This is a genomic window from Kribbella sp. NBC_01505, assembly GCF_045040285.1.
GTDB lineage: Bacteria > Actinomycetota > Actinomycetes > Propionibacteriales > Kribbellaceae > Kribbella.
In genome coordinates, this window is sequence record NZ_CP109425.1 from 4,687,230 (window position 1) to 4,711,597 (window position 24,368).

20 protein-coding genes are annotated in these 24,368 nt (G+C 67.5%); 6 read left to right on the forward strand and 14 right to left on the reverse strand.

What is annotated here, in order from left to right; translation table 11 throughout:
* The first annotated feature begins 60 nt into the window (after nucleotides 1–60).
* Nucleotides 61–474, forward strand: a complete 414-nt coding sequence (locus OG474_RS22165; RefSeq protein WP_405064266.1) for a MerR family transcriptional regulator — start codon at nucleotides 61–63, stop codon at nucleotides 472–474.
* On the opposite strand, the gene OG474_RS22170 is transcribed toward OG474_RS22165, so the two are convergent.
* The 10 genes from OG474_RS22170 to OG474_RS22215 are packed head-to-tail and all read right to left on the reverse strand — an operon-like array spanning nucleotide 417 to nucleotide 9,877.
* Nucleotides 417–1,349, reverse strand: a complete 933-nt coding sequence (locus OG474_RS22170) for a hypothetical protein (protein ID WP_405064267.1) — start codon at nucleotides 1,347–1,349, stop codon at nucleotides 417–419. The genes OG474_RS22165 and OG474_RS22170 overlap by 58 nt on opposite strands.
* A complete protein-coding gene (locus OG474_RS22175; RefSeq protein WP_405064268.1) occupies nucleotides 1,324–2,568 on the reverse strand; it encodes a pyridoxal phosphate-dependent aminotransferase in 1,245 nt (414 codons plus the stop codon). The genes OG474_RS22170 and OG474_RS22175 overlap by 26 nt, the downstream gene beginning before the upstream one ends.
* Complete coding sequence (locus tag OG474_RS22180; RefSeq protein WP_405064269.1) at nucleotides 2,565–4,103, reverse strand: AMP-binding protein; 1,539 nt, start codon at nucleotides 4,101–4,103, stop codon at nucleotides 2,565–2,567. The genes OG474_RS22175 and OG474_RS22180 overlap by 4 nt, the downstream gene beginning before the upstream one ends.
* Nucleotides 4,100–5,209 carry a Glu/Leu/Phe/Val dehydrogenase dimerization domain-containing protein gene (locus OG474_RS22185; RefSeq protein ID WP_405064270.1) on the reverse strand — a complete coding sequence of 370 codons (1,110 nt, stop codon included), beginning with the start codon at nucleotides 5,207–5,209 and terminating at the stop codon, nucleotides 4,100–4,102. Before OG474_RS22185 ends, OG474_RS22180 begins: the two co-directional genes overlap by 4 nt.
* Before the next feature lie 34 nt (nucleotides 5,210–5,243).
* Nucleotides 5,244–5,807 (reverse strand): glutamine amidotransferase-related protein, encoded by a 564-nt coding sequence (locus tag OG474_RS22190; protein WP_405064271.1) that lies wholly within the window; start codon nucleotides 5,805–5,807, stop codon nucleotides 5,244–5,246.
* A gap of 2 nt (nucleotides 5,808–5,809) precedes the next feature.
* Nucleotides 5,810–6,601 (reverse strand): hypothetical protein, encoded by a 792-nt coding sequence (locus OG474_RS22195; protein ID WP_405064272.1) that lies wholly within the window; start codon nucleotides 6,599–6,601, stop codon nucleotides 5,810–5,812.
* Nucleotides 6,598–7,653 (reverse strand): N-acetyl-gamma-glutamyl-phosphate reductase, encoded by a 1,056-nt coding sequence (argC, locus tag OG474_RS22200; RefSeq protein WP_405064273.1) that lies wholly within the window; start codon nucleotides 7,651–7,653, stop codon nucleotides 6,598–6,600. The genes OG474_RS22195 and argC overlap by 4 nt, the downstream gene beginning before the upstream one ends.
* The gene (locus OG474_RS22205) at nucleotides 7,650–8,504 is read right to left on the reverse strand and encodes a RimK family alpha-L-glutamate ligase (protein ID WP_405064274.1); all 855 of its coding nucleotides are present in this window, start codon (nucleotides 8,502–8,504) and stop codon (nucleotides 7,650–7,652) included. Before OG474_RS22205 ends, argC begins: the two co-directional genes overlap by 4 nt.
* Nucleotide 8,505: 1 nt before the next feature.
* Nucleotides 8,506–8,691 (reverse strand): hypothetical protein, encoded by a 186-nt coding sequence (locus OG474_RS22210; RefSeq protein ID WP_405064275.1) that lies wholly within the window; start codon nucleotides 8,689–8,691, stop codon nucleotides 8,506–8,508.
* Between the two features lie 31 nt (nucleotides 8,692–8,722).
* A complete protein-coding gene (locus OG474_RS22215) occupies nucleotides 8,723–9,877 on the reverse strand; it encodes a hypothetical protein (protein ID WP_405064276.1) in 1,155 nt (384 codons plus the stop codon).
* Nucleotides 9,878–10,213: 336 nt separating this feature from the next.
* Here OG474_RS22215 and OG474_RS22220 point away from each other — a divergent pair, with 336 nt between their 5' ends.
* Nucleotides 10,214–11,281: an acyl-CoA dehydrogenase family protein gene (locus OG474_RS22220; protein ID WP_405064277.1), complete on the forward strand. Its 1,068-nt coding sequence runs from the start codon at nucleotides 10,214–10,216 to the stop codon at nucleotides 11,279–11,281.
* Between the two features lies 1 nt (nucleotide 11,282).
* On the forward strand, nucleotides 11,283–12,398 hold the full coding sequence (locus OG474_RS22225) for an acyl-CoA dehydrogenase family protein (protein WP_405064278.1): 1,116 nt from the start codon (nucleotides 11,283–11,285) through the stop codon (nucleotides 12,396–12,398).
* Between the two features lie 1,260 nt (nucleotides 12,399–13,658).
* On the opposite strand, the gene OG474_RS22230 is transcribed toward OG474_RS22225, so the two are convergent.
* The 3 genes from OG474_RS22230 to OG474_RS22240 all read right to left on the reverse strand — a co-directional run bounded on the left by OG474_RS22230 (nucleotide 13,659) and on the right by OG474_RS22240 (nucleotide 18,630).
* Nucleotides 13,659–14,876, reverse strand: a complete 1,218-nt coding sequence (locus OG474_RS22230) for a hypothetical protein (RefSeq protein WP_405064279.1) — start codon at nucleotides 14,874–14,876, stop codon at nucleotides 13,659–13,661.
* Between the two features lie 253 nt (nucleotides 14,877–15,129).
* Nucleotides 15,130–16,359, reverse strand: coding sequence for an MFS transporter (locus OG474_RS22235; protein WP_405064280.1), 1,230 nt, complete (start codon nucleotides 16,357–16,359; stop codon nucleotides 15,130–15,132).
* Nucleotides 16,360–16,431: 72 nt separating this feature from the next.
* Nucleotides 16,432–18,630, reverse strand: coding sequence for a right-handed parallel beta-helix repeat-containing protein (locus OG474_RS22240; protein ID WP_405064281.1), 2,199 nt, complete (start codon nucleotides 18,628–18,630; stop codon nucleotides 16,432–16,434).
* Between the two features lie 293 nt (nucleotides 18,631–18,923).
* Between OG474_RS22240 and OG474_RS22245 the strand changes: the two genes are divergently transcribed.
* Nucleotides 18,924–20,603 carry a right-handed parallel beta-helix repeat-containing protein gene (locus tag OG474_RS22245; protein ID WP_405064282.1) on the forward strand — a complete coding sequence of 560 codons (1,680 nt, stop codon included), beginning with the start codon at nucleotides 18,924–18,926 and terminating at the stop codon, nucleotides 20,601–20,603.
* On the opposite strand, the gene OG474_RS22250 is transcribed toward OG474_RS22245, so the two are convergent.
* On the reverse strand, nucleotides 20,600–21,487 hold the full coding sequence (locus OG474_RS22250) for an MBL fold metallo-hydrolase (RefSeq protein WP_405064283.1): 888 nt from the start codon (nucleotides 21,485–21,487) through the stop codon (nucleotides 20,600–20,602). The two genes, OG474_RS22245 and OG474_RS22250, sit on opposite strands and share 4 nt — an antisense overlap.
* A gap of 83 nt (nucleotides 21,488–21,570) precedes the next feature.
* Here OG474_RS22250 and OG474_RS22255 point away from each other — a divergent pair, with 83 nt between their 5' ends.
* Both OG474_RS22255 and OG474_RS22260 read left to right on the forward strand, forming a co-directional pair.
* Nucleotides 21,571–22,452, forward strand: a complete 882-nt coding sequence (locus OG474_RS22255) for a LysR family transcriptional regulator (protein WP_405064284.1) — start codon at nucleotides 21,571–21,573, stop codon at nucleotides 22,450–22,452.
* Nucleotides 22,453–22,738: 286 nt separating this feature from the next.
* Entirely contained in the window at nucleotides 22,739–24,307 is a 1,569-nt protein-coding gene (locus OG474_RS22260; RefSeq protein ID WP_405064285.1) for a molybdopterin-dependent oxidoreductase, read from the forward strand.
* Nucleotides 24,308–24,368: the final 61 nt, after the last annotated feature.

A 24,368-nucleotide genomic window follows, 5' to 3' on the forward strand; every position in this document is an offset into this window, starting at 1 on the left:
ATACTCAAACCTTCTCATTGATGTGCAGGTCAAGGTCATCGGACATGTGAGGTGCACCACATGCGGATCGGAACTCTGGCGGAGCGGACCGGGACCTCCCGGCGGCTGTTGCGCTACTACGAGGAGCAGGGCCTGATCGGCTCGAAGCGGTCCGCCAACGGATACCGGGACTACGCCGAGTCCTGCGTGGACAAGGTGATCCAGATCCGCGGCCTGCTGGACGCCGGTCTGCCGACCCGGGTCATCCGGGAGGTCCTGCCGTGTATGGACACCCCACGGGCGATCCGGATCTCCGCGCCCACCGAGGAGACGGTCGCGCTCCTCGAAGGCGAACGGGACCGGATGTCCGAGCGCATCCGCTTCCTCGAGCGCAACCGCGACGCCATCTCCGAGTACCTGGTTGCGGTGCGGGAGGCTCAGGCAGAGGCCGCCCCCCAGACCCCGAAGTCGGCCGAGGCCGTCGTCACCGCCTGACCGGCGTACACGACGTCGTTCGCCAGCACGACGCCGTGACTGGCGATGTCGAAGATGATCCGGTCGCCGTCGGCGATCCGGTAGCCCGCGTGCCAGCTGGCCTTGTCCGAGCCGAGGAGCAGGTAGTTCACCAGCCCGGGGCGACGCATCCCGGCGTACCCGAAGAGGTTGTCGACCATGTCGGGGACGCGTTGGAAGATCGAGTCGGCGCCGGCGGAGAAGTCGCCCTTCCAGGCCACCTCGCCCTCGCGCTCGATGATGATCTGCCCGGTGACGCTGGTCGGGGGTTCGCCGAGGAACAGCCACGGCGTCAGCGAGGTGTCACAGAGTTTCGCGTACGGCGTCCACCCCCACGGGTTCTGCAGATGCAGCCCGATGTCGTTCAGGTCGTTGCCGAACGTGTAGCCGGCGTAGTGCGGGTTGCCGTCCTCGTCGTTGACGAAGACCAGCCCGACCTCGGGCTCCTCGAGCAGCTCGATCGACGTGGACGGCACGGTCAGCGGCCGGCCGTTGGTCTCCAGCCAGGAACCGAAGCCCTTGATCAGCCAGTTCGGCGCCTTGAACTCCTCGTCCGGCGCGGGCGGCGCCGGGAACTTCGAGCGGTGCGTGCCCATGAACCCGGTGACGAGCGAGTTGTTCGAGGCCGGGAGGAGTGGCGGCAGAAAGTGGATCTCAGGGTCGTCCGCGGCGATCGTGACGGTGTCGGTTCCGGACGTCAGCGAGTCCAGCAGCGCCTGCGTGCCGCCACCAGCCAGTACGGCGTTCCGCAGCTGGTCCTCGGCGACCGGGAACAACGTGACCGGCGCATCGGTCGGCAGCCCCACTCCCGCGTAGCGCCGGCCGCGGTACTCAACTTCGAAGATGACGGTGGACATTGCTCTCCTTGGTTAGGTCGGTCAGTACTTCGGTCAGTCGGTCGATGGACGCGCTGATCCAGGGCAGCGTGAGTGGGTCCGGTGCGTGCAGTGCGGCTAACCGCTCGGCATCGGTCTCGCCGTACAGGCGGCTGGTGGCGGCCCGAATCCTTAGTGAGTGCTGGGGTTCGCCGAAGGCGGTGCCAGGTAGCAGGGCGACGCCGTACTTCTTGCTGAGCAGCTCGGTGAGTTCGTTGCCGTTGATGCCGAGCTGTAGGGGCTCGAAGTCGGGGTAGAGGTAGCAGGTGGCTTGCACCGGCGCGAGGTTTGCGCCCACTGCGGTGAAGACTTCGGCCACTCGCCGTACGACGCGTTCGTGCAACCGACGTGAAGCGGCTACTCGGTTGATCACCTCGGGTGGTTCGGCCAAGGCGTACGCAGCCGCCGCCTGGACGGGGGCCGCCGTACTCGACCAGATCTGGCTGGCGATGCCGATCAAGCGAGTGCGGAGTTCAGGGGTTGGCAGTCGGGCGATGCCGAGCCGCCAGCCGCCGACGGCCAGGTTCTTGGTGAGGCCGGTGGTGACGACGGTCCGCTCCGGTGCGTAGATCGCGGGCGAGACGACCGGTGCATAGGCGAGATCGCAGTAGATCTCGTCGGAGATGATCACCAGGTCGAGTTCGCGCGCCACCTCGGCGAGCTCGCGAACCGTCTCCGGCTTGGCGATCGTGCCGGTCGGGTTGTCCGGCAGCGTCACCACGACACTGCGCGGATCACCGCCGGCCTTGCGGGCTTGTAGAACCTGCGCACGCAACTCAGTTGGATCCGGTACGCCGCCTTCTCCGGGGCGCGTGCGTACCGGGATCGACCGCAGACCGGCGAGCTGAGCCTGCGCCGCGTAGCTCACCCAGGTCGGAACCGGTACGACGACGTCGCCACCGACTGCCAGCATCAGCGCGAACAGCAGCGGCTTCGTCCCGGGACCGCAGACCACATCGGCCGGATCGGTCGGCAGGCCACGGCGGTTCCAGTAGCCTGCAGCGGCCAACCTGACGTCAGCGGATCCGGCAACGGGACCATAGGCGTTCCGTCCGGACGCAGCGATCAGGTGTTCACGCAACTCCGGCAGAACCGGCAGCCCGATCTCACCGGTGGCCAGGAACAACACCTGCTCCCCGGCCAGCCGCCGACGTTCGAACTCCTCGTCGGCGGCCAAGGTCGCGGACATGGTCACCGTCATGCGTAGAGCTTTCGGAGCTCGACCTTGCGCACCTTGCCAGTGAGCGTCTTCGGCAGAACATCAATCAGTTCAAGCCGTTCGGGGTAGAACCGCTCGTCCTGACCGGCAGAGCGCAGATGCGCCTGGATCTCTTGCAGGGTTGGCCTGCTGCCTTCTCGCGCAACCGCCACCGCGAGGATCAGGTCGTCGACCTGACCCGTCGTACCGACGAGTGCGGCCTCGGTGACCTTCGGGTGCTGGGAGATGACGGCTTCCAGCTCGGCCATCGGTACGACGATGCCGTCGCGGACGATGGTGTCCCTGGCCCGGCCGAGGATCCGGATCCCGCCGCGACCGTCCTCACGAGCCACGTCGCCGGTGTCGAACCAGCCCTCCTCGTTCACCTCGGCGTCGAACACGTCCTGCTGCTTGAAGTACCCCAACGCCTGCGAGGCGCCACGGACCCGCAACCGGCCGACCGGTGCACGCTTCGACGGGTCGTGGCAGAGGTCGACGCGGATCTCCATCGAGTCGATCGGCCGGCCGTGGCTGTGCGCGGCCCAGTCCTGGTCGTAATCGAGCCGGCTGATCGTGATCGGCCCGAACTCCGACATGCCCCAGACCGAATAGGTCCGCGACCCGAAGGTCGACCGCATCTCGTCGACGAGCCCCTGGAGTACCGGCGCGGCACCGGTGACCGTGTGCTGCAGGCTCGAGACGTCGTGGGGATCGGCCTGCTGGACCCGTGCAACACCGCTGAGGGTTGGAGGGGGACCGTACAGAAGCGTGGCGCGATAGCGCTCCACGAGGTCCAGCAGGCCGGCTTTGTCGGGACCGTCCTGGAAGGCGACCGTCCCGCCGAGCAACACACTCGCGAGCACGCCCTGACCGAAGCCCGAGTAGTGCACGAGTGGGGTGGTGTTGGCGACGACCAGGTCGTCGCTGAGCATGAACGCATCCACATAGCCGCGTACGCCGGAATGCACCGTGTTCTGACTGTGGACAACGCCCTTGGAGAACCCCGTCGTACCGGAGGTGAAGAGCACCACGAACGGCTCGTCCGGTCGCAGTTGACGACCCTTCAGATCGGCGGTGTCTTCCCAGTGCGTGTGGACGAAGTGGTGGTGGAATTCGGGGCTGTCGATCACGAACAGCTTCTCGACCGGCAAGTCGTCTACCGCGGCTGTGGTGATGAACAGCTTGGCCTCGGTGAGCGCCAACCGATGATGTAGCTCGTCACCTTGGCACTCAGGGGCGATCGGGACAATGACCGCGCCGACTGCCATGGTCGCGAACATCAGCGGCACGATCTCCCACCGGTTCGGCAGCTGCACCGCCACGGTCTCGCCGCGCTCAACCCCCAGCTGTAGAAGGGCTCCTGCGAACCGATCCGTCAGCGTAGACAGCTCCGAGTAGTCCAGGGTGTCGGTACGCGCCTCTTCGAGCCGGCGTCCGGCGATGGCCAGTTTGCGAGGCCGTTCCCGCGCCTGCTTGCGCAGATCGTCGAGGAAGGTGTCGTCCCGCCACCAGCCGCGGCGCCGGTACTCGGCTGTCATCGGCCACGCTCCGCACGCCGTACGGCGAGAAGCTCGGGCAGCGGGTCGCCCGCACCGGCCTTGGCAATCTCCAGCAGGGCCTCGGTGTTCAGCTTCACGCGATTGCCGATCCAGTCGAAGACCCAGGCCTTGCGAGCCTCGGCCCCGAGGTCGAACGGGACCACGCGGGTGACGGCCAGCGCGGCCGAGCCTGCGCCCCCGATGTTGGCGATCACGCCCGGCACCAGTACGGCGCCCGCCGCGCGAGCCTTCTCCTGCGCTACCGGGGTGGAGGCGATATTGGCGCCCTCGACAACGAGTTCGGCGCGCAGCCGGTGCACGTTCTCGTCGTTCAGTGCACGCTTCTGCGCCGCGAGGATCAGCAGATCCGCATCGACATCCAGCCACGCATCCGGACCGTTCGACTGAACCACGCCGTCCGGCAGTTTCGTCCGGTCGATGCGACCGAACTCGTCGGTGATCGCGATGAGCTTGTCGACCGGGAGCCGGTCCGCGCTGATCGTGCCGTCGATGTCGGCGACGCCAACCACCACGTGACCGCGCTGCTCAAGGAACTGAGCAACGGCCCGGCCGACGGCACCGAACCCCTGTACGACGACCCGGGCTTCCCTGCGGCCACTCGCCTCGAGCGCGGTGATCGCGCCGACGCCGACCCCGTGGCCGGTGCAGTCGATCAGCGGCTCGTAGTACGTGCGCCAGTCGATCGGCATGTCCGGAGCGCCGAGGCGGTAGCGCGGATCGTACTTTGCCTCCTCGAAGAAGATCGCCCGGTCGGCCGGGGTCACGCCCATGTCGATACCGAGGTGGATTCCCCCGTGCAGCAACGGTTTCACGGTCCGGCCGAAGGTCTTGAACGTCGTTTCCCGGTCGGTGCCGTCGGAGACGACGCCGGCCTTCGCGCCACCGATCGGCAACCCGGCCAGGGTGAACTTGTGGGTCATGTCGCGGGCCAGCCCGGCGACCTCTTCCTCGGTGACACCGGTGGTCATCCGGGTGCCGCCCATCGCGAGGCCGTCGTACAGGGAGTCGATGACCACCCAGCCCTTGAGGTCGCCACCGGCGCCGTTCAGGTGCACGGTGAGGGCGGGCTTGTCGTGCTCAGTCATGCCGTGTCCTTCGGGTCTAGAGACAGCGTCTGATTTAGAGAAAGCTTTGGGCGAAGCCGCGGAGGATCTCGCGGCCGTCGTCGCGGAACTCCAGGTGGGCCTGGGATCCGAAGATCCGGCCGTCGTCGGAGCGCAGGAACTCGACGGGTGCATGGTCGGAGCGGCCGATCGACCGGAAGCCGACCGGCGCGGCCTGCAGGTAGAGGGTGTGCCGGTGGAAGACCGTGACGGTCGGCTTCACGAAGGTGAACAGCGCCTCGTCCTTGTCGACCTCGGCGTCGTGACCGCCGACCCGCTGCTCACCCTCGGCCAGCTCCGCGCCCTGGGAGACAGCGATGATCTGCATGCCGCCGCATATCCCGAAGACCGGGACATCCGACGTCATGACCAGATCGATCAGCGGCTTGTAGTACTCGGTGTCGTAGGCGCGAACCTTCGTACCGCTCAGCACGATCGCCTGGTGGCTGCCGTTCAGCTTCGCCGGTACTTCGGTGCTCGAGACGACGTCGGTCGCCGCGCCGAAATCCTCGAACCGCTTGCGGAGCTGGGGCAGGGACAGGGTCTTGTTGTTGACGACCAGTACGCGGGGTTGCGCCACGGTCATTGCTCCTTCGCTCTCGTGATCACGGTTCCGGTCCGGCCGGCCAGCAGGTCGGAGACCGGAGCGCTGCCGATGACGACCTCGGCCACGCCTTGCTCCAAGGCCTCGCCGGCGGCGCGCAGCTTCTTCCGCATGCCCCCGGTCGCACCCTTGTCGCGGAAGGCTGCGGCCGCGTCGGCATCGATCCGGGAGACCGGTTGATCGTCGATCAGCAGATGCGCGACGTCGGTGACGAGGACGAGGTTGGTGGCCCCGATCGCGCCCGCGATGGCCGCGGCCGCGCGGTCGGCATCGGTGTTGACCTCTTGCCCGGCCTCGTTCCTGGCCAACGGAGTCACCAGGTAGACATGGCCGGGGCGGAGGTTCTTGAGGACGGTCGGCTCGACCTTGGTGATCGGGCCGACCAGGTTCTCCAGCTCCACCAACTGCTTGCCCTGCCACCACCAGCGCTCGCCAGGTCCGGCGTACACGAGACCGTCGCTGCCGAGCTTCCGCTCGAGTGTGATGCCGCGATACTCCAGCCGGGTGGCGACGTCGTCGGCCATCACCGTGCTGACCGTCTTGATGTCCTCGATCACCTCGGTGGTGGTCCAGCGACTCTGGTTGCCGTACCGGTCGCGCAGGATCGCGGACGGGTCGGTGTAGCGCGAGCTGAGCTGCTTGAGTGGCTTGGACCAGCCATGCACCAGTACGACGGGTTGCTCCGCCGCGTGCACCGCCAAGTCGTTCCACCACGGGCCGGCGAGGTCGTCCAGGCAGCTGCCGCCGAGTTTGATGACGATCGGGTTCATGCGGGCATCACCGGCTGCATGGTCAGGCCCGACTCCTCGGGCAGTTCGAACCGCAGGTTGGCGGCCTGGATCGCTTGTCCGGCCGCACCCTTGACCAGGTTGTCGAGCGCTGCGAGCGCTACGATTCGCTTGGCTTCCTCGTCGTACAAGACGGTCACGTCGCAGTAGTTGGAACCCAGCACTGCTTGCGGATCCGGGACCGGGATCAGCGTTTCGTTGTGCCGGCGGACCCGGACGAACTGCTTGCCCTTGTAGAAGCGGGTGTACGCCCGGTGCAGGTCCCGTTGGTTGACCTCGGTGTCGGTGAAGACGTAGCTGCTGGTCATCAACCCGCGGACGTGCGAGACGCCGTACGCCGACATCGACAGCGAACCGATGGTTCCGGGCTTGGCGCGCTCGAAGAAGTCCCGGACCTCACCGGCATGGCGGTGGCCGGTGGGGGAGTACGGGGCGATCGCGCCGTTGCGGAGCGGATGGAGGTCTGTCTTGCGCATCGACAGACCACCGCCGCTGGATCCGCTCTTACCGTCGATGACGACCGTCTTGAGGTCCAGGCCGAGCTCAAGGGTGAGCGGGGCCAGGGCCAGCGTGATGGACGTGGCGTAGCAGCCTGGGAGCGAGATCAGGCTTGCCTGCGGGAGCTGGTCGGCGATCAGTTCGGGGACGCCGTACACGAAGCGGTCGGCGAGCTCGGTGCTGCGGTTGACCTTCGGATACCAGCGGTCGTGCAGTTCTGGCGTGCGGATGCGGAAGGCGCCGCTGAGGTCGATGATCGTGGGACCCTTGTCAGCCAGCAGATTCGCCAGATCCGACGACACCGGGGCGGGTGTCGCCAGGAACAGTACGTCGACCTGGCCCGCGATGTCCTCGGTGACTGGTTGGACCGTGAGGCCTAGGTCCATCCGCAGCCCGGGGTGGAGCTCGGCCGGACGGCGGCCTATCGCGGATGATCCGCCGAGGAACGTGAGTTCCAGCTCGGGATGCTGGACGATCAGTCGGATCAGGTCGCCGCCGGCCAGCCCGGAGGCACCGACTATTCCGGCCCGGATCATGCGAGAACCTCCTCGAGGTAGTTGCCGATGGCCACTGCCACGTTGACGCCGGTGGCGGTGGCCACGCCTCGGAAGCCCGGTGCGTGGTTGACCTCGTTCACCACGTAGCCCTTCGGCGTACGAAAGAGATCGACGCCGTAGATGCCGGGGCCGAGGACGTCGACGACGCTGCTGACGATCTTGGCGACGTACGGGTCGTCCGCTGCGGCGTGACTGGTGTTGCCGAGGGCGGCGTTGTTGCGCCAGTCCTCGCCACCGGTGCTGAACTCGGCGACTCCGACCAGTTCGTTGCCGACGACCAGACAGCGCACCGAGGCGCCGCCGGCCAGGAACGGTTCGACCAGGCAGGCCTGCTCGAACGCGTGGCCGAGATCCTCGACGTAGTCGTAGACCGAGTTGGCGAGATCGGAGTCGCGGATCAACGTGACCCGCTTGCCCATCCCGCCGTACACGGGCTTGAAGACGACCGGGAGGTCGAACTCGGTGAGGGCCTTGGCGAAGTCTGAGCGGGAGAACACCATCCGGAAGTCCGGGACCGGGACTCCCGCGGTTCTGAGCGCGGTCCGGAGGACGGCTTTGTTCTCGCACAGGTTGATGGCGTGGGCCGAGTTGATCACCCGGGTGCCGGACTCCTCGGCCAGGGTGGCGATCAGGCCACCCCGGGTGTAGCTGCGGCTGCGCAGCAGGACGGCGTCGAAGCCGGCCAGCGCCGAGGCATCCGGGTTGCCTAGGCAGAGCGACTCGTCGTTGATCCACTCGACGGATAGGTCCAGCTCAGGACCGGCCTGGATCAGTTGCCGCTCCTCCCAGGCGATCCGGTCCGCAACGATCGCGATGGACTTCGTGGGCATCTCACTGACCCCAGTCGCGCAACTGCACCTCGACCATCGACAGCCGGAGCTGGCCGTCGTCGATGGCCTCGACGCGCAGGGTCAGCATGCACTCGGGGCAGGAGAAGGTCTCGCCCTGGACGAGCGCGGGAACGGTCAGGTCGGTCTCACACTCGGGGCAGACACCGGAAAGGGTGGCGGTGGACATTTGTGAACTCCGTCGTTTGGAAGGGGTTGGTTTAGATTGCCTGGAAGTCGACGGCGGCCTTGCGAATGCCGTCGCGGTCGAGCAGGTGCCGGCCGGTTTCTTCCTGCCGTTCGACGAGCCACGGCGTGAATTCGTCGACATTGACTGTCAGGCCGGAATCATTGAGTGCCCATTTGACCAATGCGGGAGTCAATCGGGTGCGGACCAGTAGTTCGCGGGAATTGCCGACCAATTCCGCTGGAACTGTTTCGTACGCTTCCGGGTTGGTGAGTTGACCCGGCAATTCGTACGCGAAGGCGTGCGGGGACGTCGGCCCGGACTGGAACGCCGTACCGAGGCCGGCGCCGCGCAGCGCGACCCGGGACAGCTCGGTCAGGTGTGACAGGTCGAAGCGGTGGTCGCCGTGCACGATGCGCAGTGCCATCAGCAGCTCGGCCAAGGGTGCGTTGCCGCCGCGCTCGCCGATCCCGCCGACGGTCGCGGAGATCCACTGCGCGCCGGCGCGGACCGCGGCGAGCGAGTTCGCCACGGCCATCCCCAGCATGTTGTGCGAGTGGATCTCGATCTCGGAGCCGTCGATCTCGGTCAGGCTCGCGATCTGGTCCTGCATCTGCCACGGCGACAGGTAGGCGACGGTCTCGGCCACCCGGAAGCGGTCGGCGCCGACCGCGAATCCCGCTGTCACATAAGGAACCAAGCGCTCCTTGGGTGTCCGGGCGCCGTCCTCGCCGCTGAATGTGACGTGGAAACCACGGTCCTTGGCCTGCGTGATCGCGGACTTCGCCAGCGCCTCGAGGAAGCGCGGGCTGGCCGATCCGAGCTTGAGCATCGCGTGCTGCTCGGAGGTCGGGATCGAGTACATGATGTGGTGGACGCCGAGCCGCTGCGCCTCGTCCAGGGCGGTCGCGACCTGCTGGCGGTCCCGGACCACCACGAGCGACATGCTGCGCTCGGGGCCGATCGCCTCGTGGGTGGCCGCGATCAGGTCGGCGTCCTTGCTGTTGGGGCCCGAGATCATGCCGACCTCGACCAGTTCGATCCCGGTCCGCACCAGCAGGCCGGCGATGACCGCGGCGTCCTGCGGGCCGAATTCGACACCGGCCATATGGGCCGAATCCCGCAACGTGGCGTCGGACAATCGGGGCCGGATTTCCTGCCCGTCGTCGGTGCTTACTGCTGGTTCCATCGCGTGTGTGCTCCTCGGTTCCGTTGCTGCGGATGGCGGTCTTCCGGCCGCGGGGCAGCCCCGGCTTTCGTTCGAGAGAGCGGGGCGGCTTCGCGAGCTGTTCACAACCTTGCGGGCGGCGGGAGGGACGGGGCAAGCAGGTCTGTGTCAAGGATTGTGGAGCCTTGTGAGCGCAGAAGTGGGCCGGTGTCGAAATCTGCCGAGCGGTGGTTTTCTGTGATGGTTCCGGGTCTGCTGGAAATTCACGACTACGGTCTTCGAGGTCATCCCGAGTACACCAATGGAAAGGGGTTCAAAGTGAAATTCCCTGGTGAAAGTAGTGAGGATGCTGCGCCGGTGATTGAGCAGGTTCGGCAGTTGGCCGGCCACCTCGCTCGTCCGACGGCAGCCGCTCGCGATCGGCACCGCGAGTGGGACGAGACGCTGTTCAAGGCATTGACGGTTCCGGGCACGTTCGGTGGCGGGCTGTCCGCCGTACAGACGTGTGCGTTGCTGACGGCTGTGGGGGAGGGTTCGCAGGATCCCGGCCTGGCGCTTGCTGTTGCTACGCATGCGGTGCTGGTGACGGTGCCGCTGCGGGCTTTCGGGACTGCGGCCCAGCTCGAGCGGTACCTGCCGCCGATTGCGGCCGGTGAATGGCTCGGCGGGCTGTCACTGCTGCAGACCGCTGGTGGCGCTGCTGCGGTGACGGTTAAAGCTGCTGCGGACGACTGGCTGCTGTCGGGTTCGTTGGATCTGGTTGCCTTAGGCCCCAAAGCGCATCACTTCCTGGTGATCGCCGAGCACAGCACGGGGTCGCGGACGGCGTTCCTGATCGACGCGGATACTCCGGGACTGCGGGTTGAGGAGTCGACTCCGGCGGCGCTGCGCAGCTGCCCGTGGGGACGGGTTGTGCTGGACGACTGCCGGGTGCCCGCGACCGCCGTACTGGGTGGGGTTGGTACTGCGGCCGCGGAGCTCGAGCCGCTGCTTGCCGCGCTCGACTGGGTCTTCGTCAGCGCCGCTTGGCTCGGGATCCTGCGGGCGCTCGCCAGCGATTCGCTGAGTGTGCTCAGCACCCGGGAGGTTTTCGGTGCGCCGGTCGGTCATTCGCAGTCGGCGCGCTTCGCCTTGGCCGATCTGGCGATTCAGAACGAACTCGTCGCGGGGCTGATCTCGCAGGTGGCGGCTGGGTTGGACGCTTCCTTGCCCACCGTCTACGAGGACGCGGCAGCGGCGCGGTTGTTCACCGCCTCGGCCGTCCGTGCAGTCACCGAGGCCGCGGCCGAGCTGGCCGGCCCAGCAGCTGCGGACGAGGGGTTGCTGGTCGACCGCGCGTACCGCGATGCCCGCTTCTTCGTCTCGTCCGGCGGCGGTTCGGAAGTCCTGCGCCCCGTGATCGCCGCCTCCATGCTGAAGGACTGACATGACCATCACGTACGACGGCATTGCCGGCCGGGCCGCCAAGGTCGATGCCACCGGCACCATTCCCACCGAGAACTGGCAGGAACTCGTTGCCAGCGGCTACTTCGGTGTCTTCCACCCGCCGCATCTCGGCGGCACCGGAGGCGATGCGGCCGAGCAGGTCGCGGCCATGGAAGCGCTCGCCCGCGCCTGCTCCGGAACCTACTGGACCGCGACCGTCTCGGCCTTGCTGTGCGGGAACCTGCTGCGCACCTACGGCAACGAGAAGCACCACGACCTGGTCCGCTCCCTCGTCACCGGCGAGCGGCTCGCCGCGTTCGCGATCGTCGAGACGGCGGCCGGGAGTGACGCATCCACCTATCAAACGCTGGTACGTCGTACCGGCGACGGGTTCACGATCAGCGGCGAGAAGTCCCGCATCACCAACGCCCCGCGCGCCGACCTGGCCGTAACGCTCGCCCGCCGGGAGGTCGTCGACGACGGCCCCGAGTGGTGCCTGGCCTTCGTCGAGCTCGACCAACCCGGGGTGCGCCGCTACGACATCCCGCACATGGGCCTCCGCGGCATGCCCTGGGGCGGCATCGTCTACACCGACGCCCACGTCGACGAAGCCAACGTCATCCCCGTCCCCTTCACCGAACTCGCCGAAGGCATGACCTGGGGCTGGCTCCTGGTCTCCATCGCCGCCATAGCCACCGCCGAGTCGGCCCTGGCCGCCTCAGTCCGGCACGCTCGACAACGCGTCTCCTTCGGCCGCCCCTTGGCCCACATGGAAGGCATCCAAGCCCAACTCGCCGACTCCCGCGCCCAGCTGGACGCCGCCCGCATCCTGGCGATCCGTGCCGCCACCGAACGCGTCGCCGGCCACTCCGCCAAAGAGCTCATCGGCATGCTGAAGGTCTACGCCACCGAACTGGCCGTCGAGATCACCCAACGAGCCGTCCAGATCCACGGCGCCACCGGCGTAACCACCGGCCACGAAGTAGAACGCCACTACCGAGACGCCCAGATGAACGTCGTCGGCGCGTTCGCCACCAACCGCCTCCGCGAACAACTAGCCGAAAACCTAACCCAAACCCCCGCCACCTACCGCCCCTCCCCCCACCTCCCCAACTAACCAGCCACCCCCTCCCTAACGTCCGAAGAACCGGAGGGGCCCGTCTCCGATCGTTCGGACGTTAGACGCCGCGCTGTCGTAACGTCCGAACGACCGGAGAGGCCCGTCTCCGGATTTTCGGACGTTAGCTAGTAGGCATTTGTGGATCTCCCGTTTCGAGGCGGTCAACCAGTACGGCGTGCGCGGTGGCTGGGCACTTCGGCTGGTCAGGAACCCCGCGCTCCTGAAGGTGCTCGTCCCGTCCGGACGCTCGGATTCGGCCGGCGAGGTAGGCGGTGGCTGGTCGCCGCTGCGGCCGGTTTACTGAAGCGGTGTGGCTGGGGTGGTCTGGGGCTGGGCGGGATGGTTCGGTCGGCGACCGCGGTTCGACGTTGTCTGTGGCTGACGGGCTGTGGTTGCCGCCGACGATCAGGAGGCTTGGTAGCTGACCCGTCGCGGTGGTTGCTGCCGCCAGGTCAGCTGGCTGAGATGACCCCGGCCGCGAGTGAACCCCGTCGTACGAGGGCCCGCCGTACGAGGTCCTGCTGGGACGTCGAGTGTGGCGGTGGAAATCGAAGTCCGGCGGCACGCTTCTTACACTCGGGCGCTGATTGCAGGGTGGCGCCAATCGCGGCGGCGGTGATTGTCGGGCTGGGGAGCGGAGCACCCCCGAAAACGACCGACAACGCTCCCCAACCCCGCCTTCCCAGCCCCTGCCAGTCTCGGCTTCTCGTCTTCGCGCGATGGGAACCGAACAGGCCGCGGGAAGCTCCGGCGAACCGAGTTCCCGGCTCACCCGTGTACCAGGTGTGTCGGGTGCGCTGGTCGGTACTTTTCTCGGGATAGCGGCCCAAAGGTGCCGACTACCGTCCCCTCGCCCAGCCCAGCCATAGCCCGGAAGCTCAAGCAACCAGAACCGCGGTCACCGGCCTCGCCATCCCCCTCAGCCAGAGACCCGCTCAGCCACGCGCTTCACTGTCAATCGGCCGCAGCGGCGAGCAACCGCCGCGTGTTCGGGCCCGGCCGTTTCGGATCGGCGAAGAGCACGACGCAACCCCCGCCAGCCCCGGTACGACGTTGAGCACGAATCAGTCACCCGGCCGGCCCAAAAGTGGTTGATACGTGCTCAAAGCAAACCCACCGCGCGGCCTTGAGCACCGCTCAACCATTCCAGCGGGGCCAAGGTGGTTGATGGGTGCTCAAAGCGAAGCGGCCGCGTGGCCTTGAGCACCCACTAACCGCCCCAGCGGACCGGCCGGGGTCCGCCCCAACCCCGGCCGGTCACTCGGCCCCGAACACGATCAGCGTGGCGCCCACGCGCGCAGCGATGTTCTTCACGGTGCTGAACACCATGTCCACCTTGTTGTCGCCGCTGTTGTCGCAGTAGGCAGTGCCGACGTGTTGTCCCCACGCGCGTGCGCTTCCGGCGTCAGGAGTCGACACCCAGGGCGCGCCCGAGTCGCCTCGTTGCGTCAGCTGCGAGCCGGTGACGCAGGTAAGCCGTTCAATGGTGATCCCGTTGACGGCCGCGGCGGTGTTCCGGTTGTTGATCTTCCCGCAGATGAGCCCGGTGAAGGCACCGCTCGAGCAGACCGTCGTACCGGTCACTGTTCCGGCGTCGACCGACGTGATGTTGCGGAAGACGCCGGTGTCGGCGGGACCGACCCAGACCCGGCCGGCCGGAGTCGTGCCGGCCCGGGTGACGTTGACGAACGCGAAGTCGACGTACTCGTAGTTGTTGAGATACCGGGTGCCGACGTAGCCGAGCCGCTGGCTCTCGTTCGGCCCGTAGAGATTCTCACCGGAGGCCACACAGTGGGCCGCGGTGCTGACGTACGAGTCCCCGTCCGAGTGGCGACGCCAGTTGAACCCTGCGGTGCAGTCGGCAGTGCCGACATCATGCGAGCCTGGGCCTGCTTTCCACAACGGTGTGCCGGCGAAGAACAGCGGGCTGTCTTCGTACCGGCCCTGGGCCTGGGGCACTCCGCCGGTGTGGATGTCGACCGCGTTGCCGAAGTACTTGCGAGCGGCGGTCTGCAACTGCTCGGCGCTGATCAGCGCGGTCGCTTGGATCCGGCCGGTGAGTTCGTCGACCGAGGCGGTCACGACGTTGTCGACTGCGGCTTTGCCGCCCCACTGGGCGCGCTCCTTCAGGAACCTGTCGACGAACGCGTTCTGCTGGTCCAGGGACAGCGGAACCGTGCGGTACTTCGTCGTCACGCCGAGCTTGGCGGACGTCAGGCTGATCGCGCTCTGTAGTTCGGCGCGGTGATCGGCTTGTTTCGCCTTGGGCTGCACGAGGTTGATGTACAGGATCTTCGCTGTGGAGTCCCAGTGCGCGCCCGCCGAGGAGTTCGGGTACTTCGCGGCGACCTTCTCGGCCTCGTCCGCCGCGGCGAGCACCGGGACCTCCTCGGCGGGGGTCAGGAGCTGCGGGAGTGCCGATGGGGCCGGGGTCTCGGCGGGTGCCGGATGGGCGGTGGCTTGAACGCCGGTCATGCCCAGGAGAAGCGCTGTCGAGCCCAAGACGGGCAGGGCAAAGCGAGCTCTTCGCATGTTGGGTCCTCACTGAAGTCGCTGATTGTGCTGGTGACGCCACCACAATGACGCCTGATCCGGGTGCGTGGACGCGATCGTCCAGAAGTTGCAGGAAGTGGCAGAGACGACCGGGTACCCGAAGGACAGGAGGTGTCCGGCGGATCGGCGACTCCGGTCGGGAGTCGTCGGCATGGACGGGGGTGTACGTAGGTGTCTATGTCCAGTCGTGCGGGGTGTTGAGGTGGCCGCGGGTGGCTGCGACGGCGATCCAGGGGATGGCGGTGAGGGTGCCGGCGGTGAGGAGGATGAGGGCTGGGCGGAGGCCGATCGCGGCGCCCAGGAAGCCGCCGGTGAGGCCGCCGATGGGGCCGGTGCCCCATTCGATCAGGCGGATGACGGAGCCGACGCGGCCTAGGAGGCCGGGTTCTACGGTGTGCTGGAGCATGGTGGCGCGGATGATGATCAGGTGGACCACGCCTAGGCCGAGGAGAAACTGTCCCAGGCCGATGGTGGCGATCACCAGGAGGTCGGGGCCGTGGGCGAAGGGGATGAGGAGTCCGGCGCCTTGGAGGGTGGCGGCGATGACGGCGGTCCAGGCGGGGTTGAAGCGGCGCGTGATGGGGGTCGTGGTCAGGCCGGCCAGGAGTGGGCCGAGGGAACCGATCACCGCGATGGCACCGATGGCGGCGGGGGACAGTCCGAGCTCGCGAACGGCGTACAGGACGTAGAGGGCGAGGGCGCCCCAGTGGAAGAAGTCGAAGCTGCCTTTGCCGAGGGTGATGGCGACGATGCCTGGCTGATGGCGGAAGGCCTCGAAACCGACGCGCACGGAGACGCCGAAGCGAGCCTTCTCCGTGGCGGGTAAGGGATCGGGCCCTCGCCCGGCGGCCTGGAGCGCCGCGGCTACCAGGAAGGACGCCGCGTCGACGGCGATCGCAATAGGTGCCGTGAGCAACTGAACCAGTACGCCGCCCAGTCCCGGACCGGCGACCGCGGTGACGGAGTCGGTGAGGGCGATGCTGCTGTTCGCGGCGGTCAACTGGCGTCGATCAGTGACGAGGACGGGGACGTAGGCGGTGTGGGCCAGCCCGTACGCGAGCGCAAGGGTGCCGACGGCAAACGTCACCACGTAGAGCTGCGCCATCGTGAGCAGTCCGAAGGCGGCGGCGAGGGGCACGGTTCCGATCAGTACGCCCTGGCCGATGTTGGACCAGAACAACAGTCGGCCGCGCCGGAGGCGATCGACGTACACACCAAGGAAGAGCGCGAGCAGCAGGCTCGGCAGGGACTCGAGCGCAGTCAGCACACCCATGGCCGTAGGTCCGGCGGACAGAGTCAGTACGGCGATCAGCGGGATCGCGAGTTCGCTGACCTGAGTCCCGGCGTTCGAGAGAAGCTGCGCGGACCAGAAGAAGGCGAACGGCCTGTTGCGCCGGAGCGACACCCGCCTGCCTTCCTCTTGGCTCTGCTGAGCCTTGAGTATCGGCCGCGGGTGTCGCCCCTGACTACTGAGTTGTTACTGGCCGTTCCAGGTGGCCAGGACTCGGAGCTTGCTCCAGGGGATGTGGCTCAGGGACGCGCTGGTGCCGTCGAGGCCTACCTGCTTGAGGATGCCGCCGGAACGCATGCCGTTGCCGGGCTTCTGCCAGGGCGCCCGGTTCGGGTCGGTCAGGTCATCACCGGCGACGCCGATCCCGCTGATCGGGCCGGGGCCGCCGCTGTCGAGGACGTAGCCGCCGTACTTCTGCATGGCGACGCAGATCATCTTCTCACCGGTCGAGGCTCCGGACAGGCCGGCGCAGTTGACGGACGGGTCGAGCTGGAGGCGGGCGCCCATCGGGACGCAGGAGGCGCCGCCGGTGCTGCCGTCGGACTTGCCGGCCGGCTTGCGGAAGTTGCCGCAGGTCGTCCTGGAGGTGAAGGCCAACGCGTGCTCGATCGCACCGGTGCCGATCTCGCTGTTCAGGATGAAGCCGGCACCAGCCTGTACTTCGGCTCCGTTCCCGACTCCGGTGGTCTTCGATTCGGCACCGCCTCCGCCGGCGGCCGGCCAGGTGCCGCCGCAGGAGCCGTTCCAGCTGCCGCCGTCCTTGCTGGCGCCCCAGATCGACTTCACGGTCTTGTCGTCCTTGTTGTAGACGACGATCCACGCGTCACCTTCGTCGTCGGCGCCGGGGAGTTCACGTGTCCCGTAGTCGGGGATGTGGATGCCGTCGCCGACCGAGCAACCCCAGTTCTCGCTGAACTCCGGGTGGTAGAGCGGGTCGGAGTTGCTGGCCGTGTAGACGGTGATCTGCCAGTCCGGACCGTTCAGCTTCGGGGTGTTGCTGCCGATACTGTTCACGATCGCGGTCGAGTTCGGGTCGAGCCGCGGGCTGCCGCCGATCGGCGTACGGAAGTAGTTGACCGAACCGTCGGATGCGGTGAACAGATCGTTCGGGCCGGGCTGCCGCGGGTCCCAGTCGCCGGTCGGCGGCGGGTCGGTCGGGCCGCCGCCACCAGCGCCTTCGTAGGCACCGACGTCGTAGCCGTTGCCCTGCGGGCGGACCACGCCGTCCCGGTCGGAGCCCGGAGCGCCGGTCGCGCTACCGGCATCGATCGCCGCCGAGCCTTCCCGGAGGTGGAAGTCGCCGTTGCCCGGGTCAACGAATCCCGGGTCGCTGGTCAGGTTGTGGTCGGAGCTGAACGGTCCGCCGATCCCGGTCGCGTTCCCGGCGAAGATCGTGTTCCGTACGACGTTGCCCGAGCCGCTCACCTCGGAGACACCGACGAGCCCCGGCTTGGGGTTGTTCGCGATCGTGTTGTTGATGATCGAGATCCCTGAGATCGTGCCGCCGCTCTCCTTCCAGAACGAGATACCGCCACCGGCGTTCTGGTAGGAGATGTTGTTCACGATCTTGATGTTCTGGGCCTTCTGCGACTCCGACAGCTCCTCGACGGCGACCGCGATGCCGGCCTTCGACGACTCCTTCGCGCCGTACGTCGTGTTGCCGTTCACCTCGACCCCGGACGCCGAGTCGACGTAGATGTTCGGCCCGCGGTTGTTGTAGACGAGGTTGTTCCGGATCACCCCGGCCGCGTTGTCGCTGTACTTGGCGTCGATGCCTTCTTCGCCGTTGTCGTGCACGCGGTTGTTCCGGATGTCGAAGCGGGTGCTGTAGCCGATCGACAGCGCCTCGTTGGACGCGCTCGTGCCCTTGTCGTTGTTGTTGTGGATGTCGCAGCCGTCGACGACGTAGTCGCTCCCGTTCAGGAACACCATCCCGCCGTTGGACGACGACGACACCTCACACTTGCTGAAGGTGATGTGGCTGGATTCGTTGCCGTAGACACCGTGTGTCGGCGACTTCGTCACCACGATCCCGTCGAACTTCAGCCACGACTTCCCGTCGAGGTTGAGCAGACCGTTGCCGGACTTGAGCGTCTTGTTGCCATCCAGTACGACGCGCGCGCCGGGGGCAGCCTGGTAGACGATCTCCTGACCGGACGCGCCGCTCTTCGGCTTCAGCGCCTCCTGATAGGTACCGGCCGAGATCAGGATCGTGTCACCCGGCTGCGACGCGTCGGCCGCCGCCTGGATCGTGCTGTACTGCCCTCCCGACTTCGCGACCGTCAGCGTCCGGCCGGCTGCGTCGGCAGAACTGGCGAGGGTCGGGGGCAGGCCAAGTACGAGCAGCCCGGCGATTGCCACGCCGGCCACATGTTGTCTCTTCATCGGATTCCTTCGCGGTTGGGGGCGATAGCCGCAGGGGGGACGGCCACCGTCCCCCAGCCCACTGAAATCCCCATGACCTCGAGATGACACGACCGCTCACTGTCCGCAACCTGCCACCCCACCCCACAACGCCCCCAAAGGTGGGCGGGCTGCTCTTTGTGCGGGAACCCACCAACCGTTTCCGCGGGCTCTGGATGGTTGGTGGGTGCACAAAGACGCGGTTCCTGCCCAAGGGTGGGTTGGCTGCTCTTTGGGGGAGAGGGGAGGCGTTCCTATACGATGTACGATCAGGCGTGCTTGATGTGACGGAGTTCGGGGCGGATCGGTCGGGGGTTGCCGACAGTACGGCGGCTGTGGCGGCGGCGATTGCTGCTGCGGAGGGGGTCGCGGGGCCGAAGCGGTTGGTGTTTCCGACGGGGGACTATCGGTTCTACCCGGATCGGGCGGTTGCTCACGAGCTCTACCTGTCGAACACAGCGGGTGCCGATCCGGCGGTGCGGTTCAAGCGGTTCGCGATGTACGTCGAGGGGATCGACGACCTGACCATCGACGGGCAGGGATCGCGGTTCCAGCTGCACGGACAGTTGGGGCTGTTCGCGGTGATCGGCTCGAGCCGGGTGACGCTGACGAACTTCGAGTTCGACCAGGCGGCCCCACGGATCATCGACCTGACCGTCATCGAAACCGGACCCGGCTACCGCATCCTGACGGTCCCCGCCGGCAGTCCGTACGTCGTCGAGGGCGGCCGCCTGTCCTTCCTGACCGAGCCCAGCCCGTACGACGGCGCGCCGTACTGGCGGTATTCGTCGGACGAGCTCGGGGTCGGGCAGCAGGTCTTCGATCCCGTGGCGGGCCTGGCGAGCCGACGGCCGGCCTGGTTGTTCGAGGGGGTCGTGTCGGTGACCGATCTCGGCGAACGGCGGCTAAGGATCGACTACGGCGACGAAGCAACGCCCGACGGGCGAGGAATGGTCTATTCGCTGCGCGAGGTCACGCGGGACACGGCGGCCGGATTCATCTGGCAGTCGAAGAGCGTCGCGGTGACCGACCTGAAGGCGCGCTACCTGCACGGGTTCGGCATCCTCGGCCAGTTCAGCGAAGACATCGTCGTGCAGGGCAATGAATTCGTCGCCGACCGGGCCTCCGGGCGGATCGCGGCGGCGTTCGCGGACTTCGTGCAGATGTCGGGCATCAAGGGAACGATCACGATCGTCGGGAACACCTTCGACGGTGCGCACGACGACGCGATCAACATCCACGGCACCTATCTCCCGGTCACCGAGGTCGACGGCCGGACCCTGCACCTCCGCTATGCCCACAACGAGACGGCCGGCTTCCCGCAGTTCCACGTCGGCGACGAGCTCGAGATCGCGAACCGGTCGACCCTGACAGCGGTCGGCCAAGCGATCGTGACCGCAGTGACCGGGCCGACCGGCCGCGACTCACATCAGCTGACGACGATGAGCGTCGTACTCGATCGGGATGTCCCCGCCGAGGTTGCCGCAGACCCCGGCGCGTTCGCCGTCGAGAACACCACCTACACGCCGTCGGTGCACATCGCCGGGAATACCTTCCGGAACATCCCCACCCGCGGGATCCTGCTGACCACCCGTCGTCCGTCGGTGATCGAGGACAACGTCTTCGACGGCCTGGACATGGCCTCGATCCTCGTCTCGGACGACGCCTCCGGCTGGTACGAATCGGGCCCCGTCCGCGACCTCACCATCCGCCGCAACACGTTCCGGCGGCCGTCCCGGGATCATCCGGTGATCCTGATCCACCCGGAGAACTCGGTCGTCGACGAGTCCGCGCCCGTCCACGAGAACATCCGGATCGAGGACAACACCTTCGAGGGCGGAAACATCCTGGTGGCGGCGAAGAGCGTCCGGAACCTTGCCATCCGCAACAATCACACCGAGGGAGAACCGAGGTTCGAGTTCACCGCCTGCTCCGAGATCAGCCTCGAAGGCTAGTACTCCGAGCACAGGCAGCCGACGCCGCGCTCGATCCACTCGGGGAGCCGCCAGTCCGGGTGCCGCTCGATCATCAGCGCCCGAACCTCCTCGGCGATCGTCTCCACCGGCATCGCCGAGTCCCGCCGTACCCAGGTCTCGTCGCGAAGCTCGGTCAGATAGTCGCGGACGTCGACGAGCAGCTCGGTATCGCCACCACCTCCATGACCCGGTACGACGATCGCCGGGCTCGATGCCGCCAGATCCTCCATGACCTTGATCCAGTGAATGCCGGAAACGTCCGTCTCGTGCGGCGGGAACCACGGGAAGATGGCGAACTGGCCGGTCTCGACAAGGTCGCCGGTGAACACGGCCGACGAGTCCGGTACGACGATGAGCTGGTCGCCGTTGCTGTGCGCCCGCCCGGTCGGTCGCAGCTGAACCACCCGGCCGCCGAGGTCGAGCTCGTGGGCGTCGGAGTAGACCACCTCGGGCGTCGGCCGCTCGGCGCCATCCAGCTCGCGAGCCACCGCCGGAGCGAGCTGCGTGAACATCGCCATGGTGCTGTCCCACTGGGAAGACAGGTCGGTCGCCTGGGCGGAATTCACCAGGTACGTCGCCTCGCCGGCGAAGGTCTGAGCGCCGAAAGCGTGTTCCGGGTGGAAGTGGGTCGTGGTCAGGTACAGCCGCCGGCCGGCGGCGTACTCGGTGGCGAACCTGAGCACCTTCTCGGCGTTGCGCGGACCGAGCCCGGTATCGACGACCAGGACCGCCTGGGAGCCGCCGATGACGCCGATATTCGGGACCAGGTCGACATTCTGGTTCGGGATCACGACCAGGTCCCGCGCGACCTCGTGAGCGGCGGAGGTGTCGATGATCGGATCGGGGAAGGGGTAGTCAGCCATGCCGCCATCGTTGCTCGGTCCGCTCGGGCCGGTCCAAGACTTTCTTCCGCAGTCCCGATACCCGGTGGGTATCATCCCTGGTCATGGACCTGCGAACGCTGCGCTACTTCGTGGCGGTCGCCGAGGAGCTGCACTTCGGCCGGGCCGCGCGCCGCCTGCACATGAGCCAGCCGCCGCTCAGCCGGGCGATCCGCCAACTGGAGGCCGACCTCGGTACGACGCTCCTGCACCGCTCGGCCGCGGGGGTCTCGCTGACCGCGGCCGGCGCGATCCTGCTGGTCGAGGCCCGCAACCTTCTGGAGCAGTCCGATCAGCTCCGGACCCGCGTCGCCGCGGCAGCCACCCTCACCGTCGGAATCCTTGCCGACAGCACCGATCCGGGCATCGCCCGGCTCGCTGACAGTTACCGCAGCCGGCACCCGAACGTCACGATCCAGATCCGCGAAGCTGATCTCACCGACCCGACCTGCGGCCTCCGCGCCGGGCTGGTCGACATCGCCATCACCCGCGCGCCGTTCGACCGGACCGGCCTGCACCTCCACGAACTCCGCACCGACCCCCTGGGCGCCGTACTGCGTGCCGACGACCCCCTGGCGAAGCGGGACCACCTGACGCTGGCCGAGCTGGCCGATCGCCCCTGGTTCCAGTTCCCGTCTGGAACCGACGCGCTCTGGCAGTCCTTCTGGAACGGCGGCGAACCCCGCGAGGGGCCGGTGGTTCGAGCCGTCCAGGAGTGCCTGCAGGCCGTCCTCTGGAACGGCACCATCGGACTCGCCCCACTCGGCCACCAGCTGTCCGACGAGCTGGTCGTCGTACCGGTGACCGACCTGCCACCGAGCCCGGTTGTCGCGGCCTGGTCCGGCACCAACCCGCTGCTCCCCGACTTCGTCGAGCTCGCGGTGGCTGCGTACCGCAGTACGGCGCCCTCCCCGAATGGATCCGGGGAAGGCGCCGTGGAGGACTGAATCAGTTGAACAGGCCGAGCAGGCCGTGGCCCCAGTGGCCGTGGCCGCTGCAGCGCGAGCTGATCTCGACGTACAGGCCGATCACGATGTTCAGGCTGGAGTGGTACATGCGCTTCTCCTTCGAGGAAATGAATCGCCCTCGGGTCCGGATGGCGGGTCAGGACTCGAACGATGAAGCCGGCGACGGAGCAATTGTTGCTCCCGGCTACTAATTCGGCGCGGTCCGGGCAGCGGATGGGTGTGAGTTTCGAACCATCCGGATCACCGTCGGCTCCGAACGCAGGGCATGACGACGAGATCGGTACGACTGGCCGGCTTGCTCGGCGGAGCTGTCGCGGCGGGTGCCGCACTGGCGATCGGCTATCTGGTCGCGGCGATCACCGGCGGGCCGTGGCCGGTGGACGCGGTCGGGGCCCGGGTCATCAACATCACGCCTGGTCCGGTGAAGGACTGGGCGGTTCGCGAGCTGGGGACCAGCGACAAGACGATCCTGCGGATCTCGATCTGCGTGGTGCTGCTCGTGATCGGCGGGATCGCGGGGTGGAAGGCCGGTCAGGGCGGTCGCGGGCGGCAGCGGATCGCCGTCGGGATTGCGGCAGGGCTGGGCCTGGTCGGTTTCGCGTTCTCGGTCTTCTACCGGTCAGCCGCCTCCGGATTCGCGGATCGGCTGCTGCCGGCCGTCGGCACCCTGCTCATCGCCGTCCTGGCGATGTACCTGGTGACGCGAGCGTTCGAGTCCAAGAAGCTTTTGGAGTCGCCCACGCCTCGTGAGAAGGAGCAGCCGGAGGGATTCGATCGGCGGCGGTTCCTGGTGACGGTCTCCGCGCTGGCGGTTGCCGGTGCGGCCGGTTGGTCCGCGACGAAGGTGCTGCCGGTCCGCGCCGGGGCGGCACTGCGGGACAAGTTCCGGGTGCCGGTTCCCGCGGACCGAGCCCCGGCTGTGCCGGCTGGAGTGCAGGTCGACGTACCGGGGATCAGTAACTTCGTCACCCCGAACCCGAAGTTCTACCGGGTCGACACCCTGCTGGAGGTGCCGCGGATCGACCCCGACAAGTGGGAGCTGCGGATCCACGGCATGGTCGACAAGGAGCTGCGGCTGTCGCTCGCGGACCTCGTCGATCGCCGCCTGATCGAGCGAGACATCACCCTGACCTGCGTCTCGAACGAGGTCGGCGGCCCGTACGTCGGGAACGCCCGCTGGATCGGCGTTCCGATCGCCGACCTGCTGGCCGAGGCGGGCGTCCGGGGCGGAGCTGACGCGGTGAAGTCGACGAGCGTCGACGGCCTCACCATCGGTACGCCGTTGGCCGCGCTGACCGATGGTCGCGACGCCATCCTCGCCGTCGCGATGAACGGTGAGCCGCTGCCGTTCGAGCACGGCTTCCCGGTCCGCATGGTCGTCCCGGGCCTGTACGGCTACGTCTCGGCGACCAAGTGGTTGGTCGACTTCGAGGTCACCCGGTTCCAGGACTTCAGTGCCTACTGGACCGACCGCGGCTGGGCTGCCGAGGCTCCGATCAAGACTGCCTCACGAGTAGAGGTTCCCAAGGGCTTCGCGACTCTGAAGGCCGGCCCCGCGGTTGCCGCCGGCGTCGCGTGGGCGCAGCGTCGCGGGGTGAAGAAGGTCGAGGTGCGGGTCGACGAGGGCGAATGGCAGCCTGCGAAGCTCGCCGCCGAGGCCAACATCGACACCTGGCGGCAATGGACCTTCCAGTGGAACGCCACCCCCGGCATGCACCGGCTCACCGTCCGCGCCACCGACGGCGAAGGCCAACTCCAAACCAGCGACCTGGCCGCACCCCGCCCGAACGGCTCCTCCGGTCTCCACGACGTCGTCTTCACCGTAGACGCCTGATCCCGCGCTAACGTCCGAAGGAACGGAGTACGTGGCCGGCGACTCTTTCGGACGTTAGGGG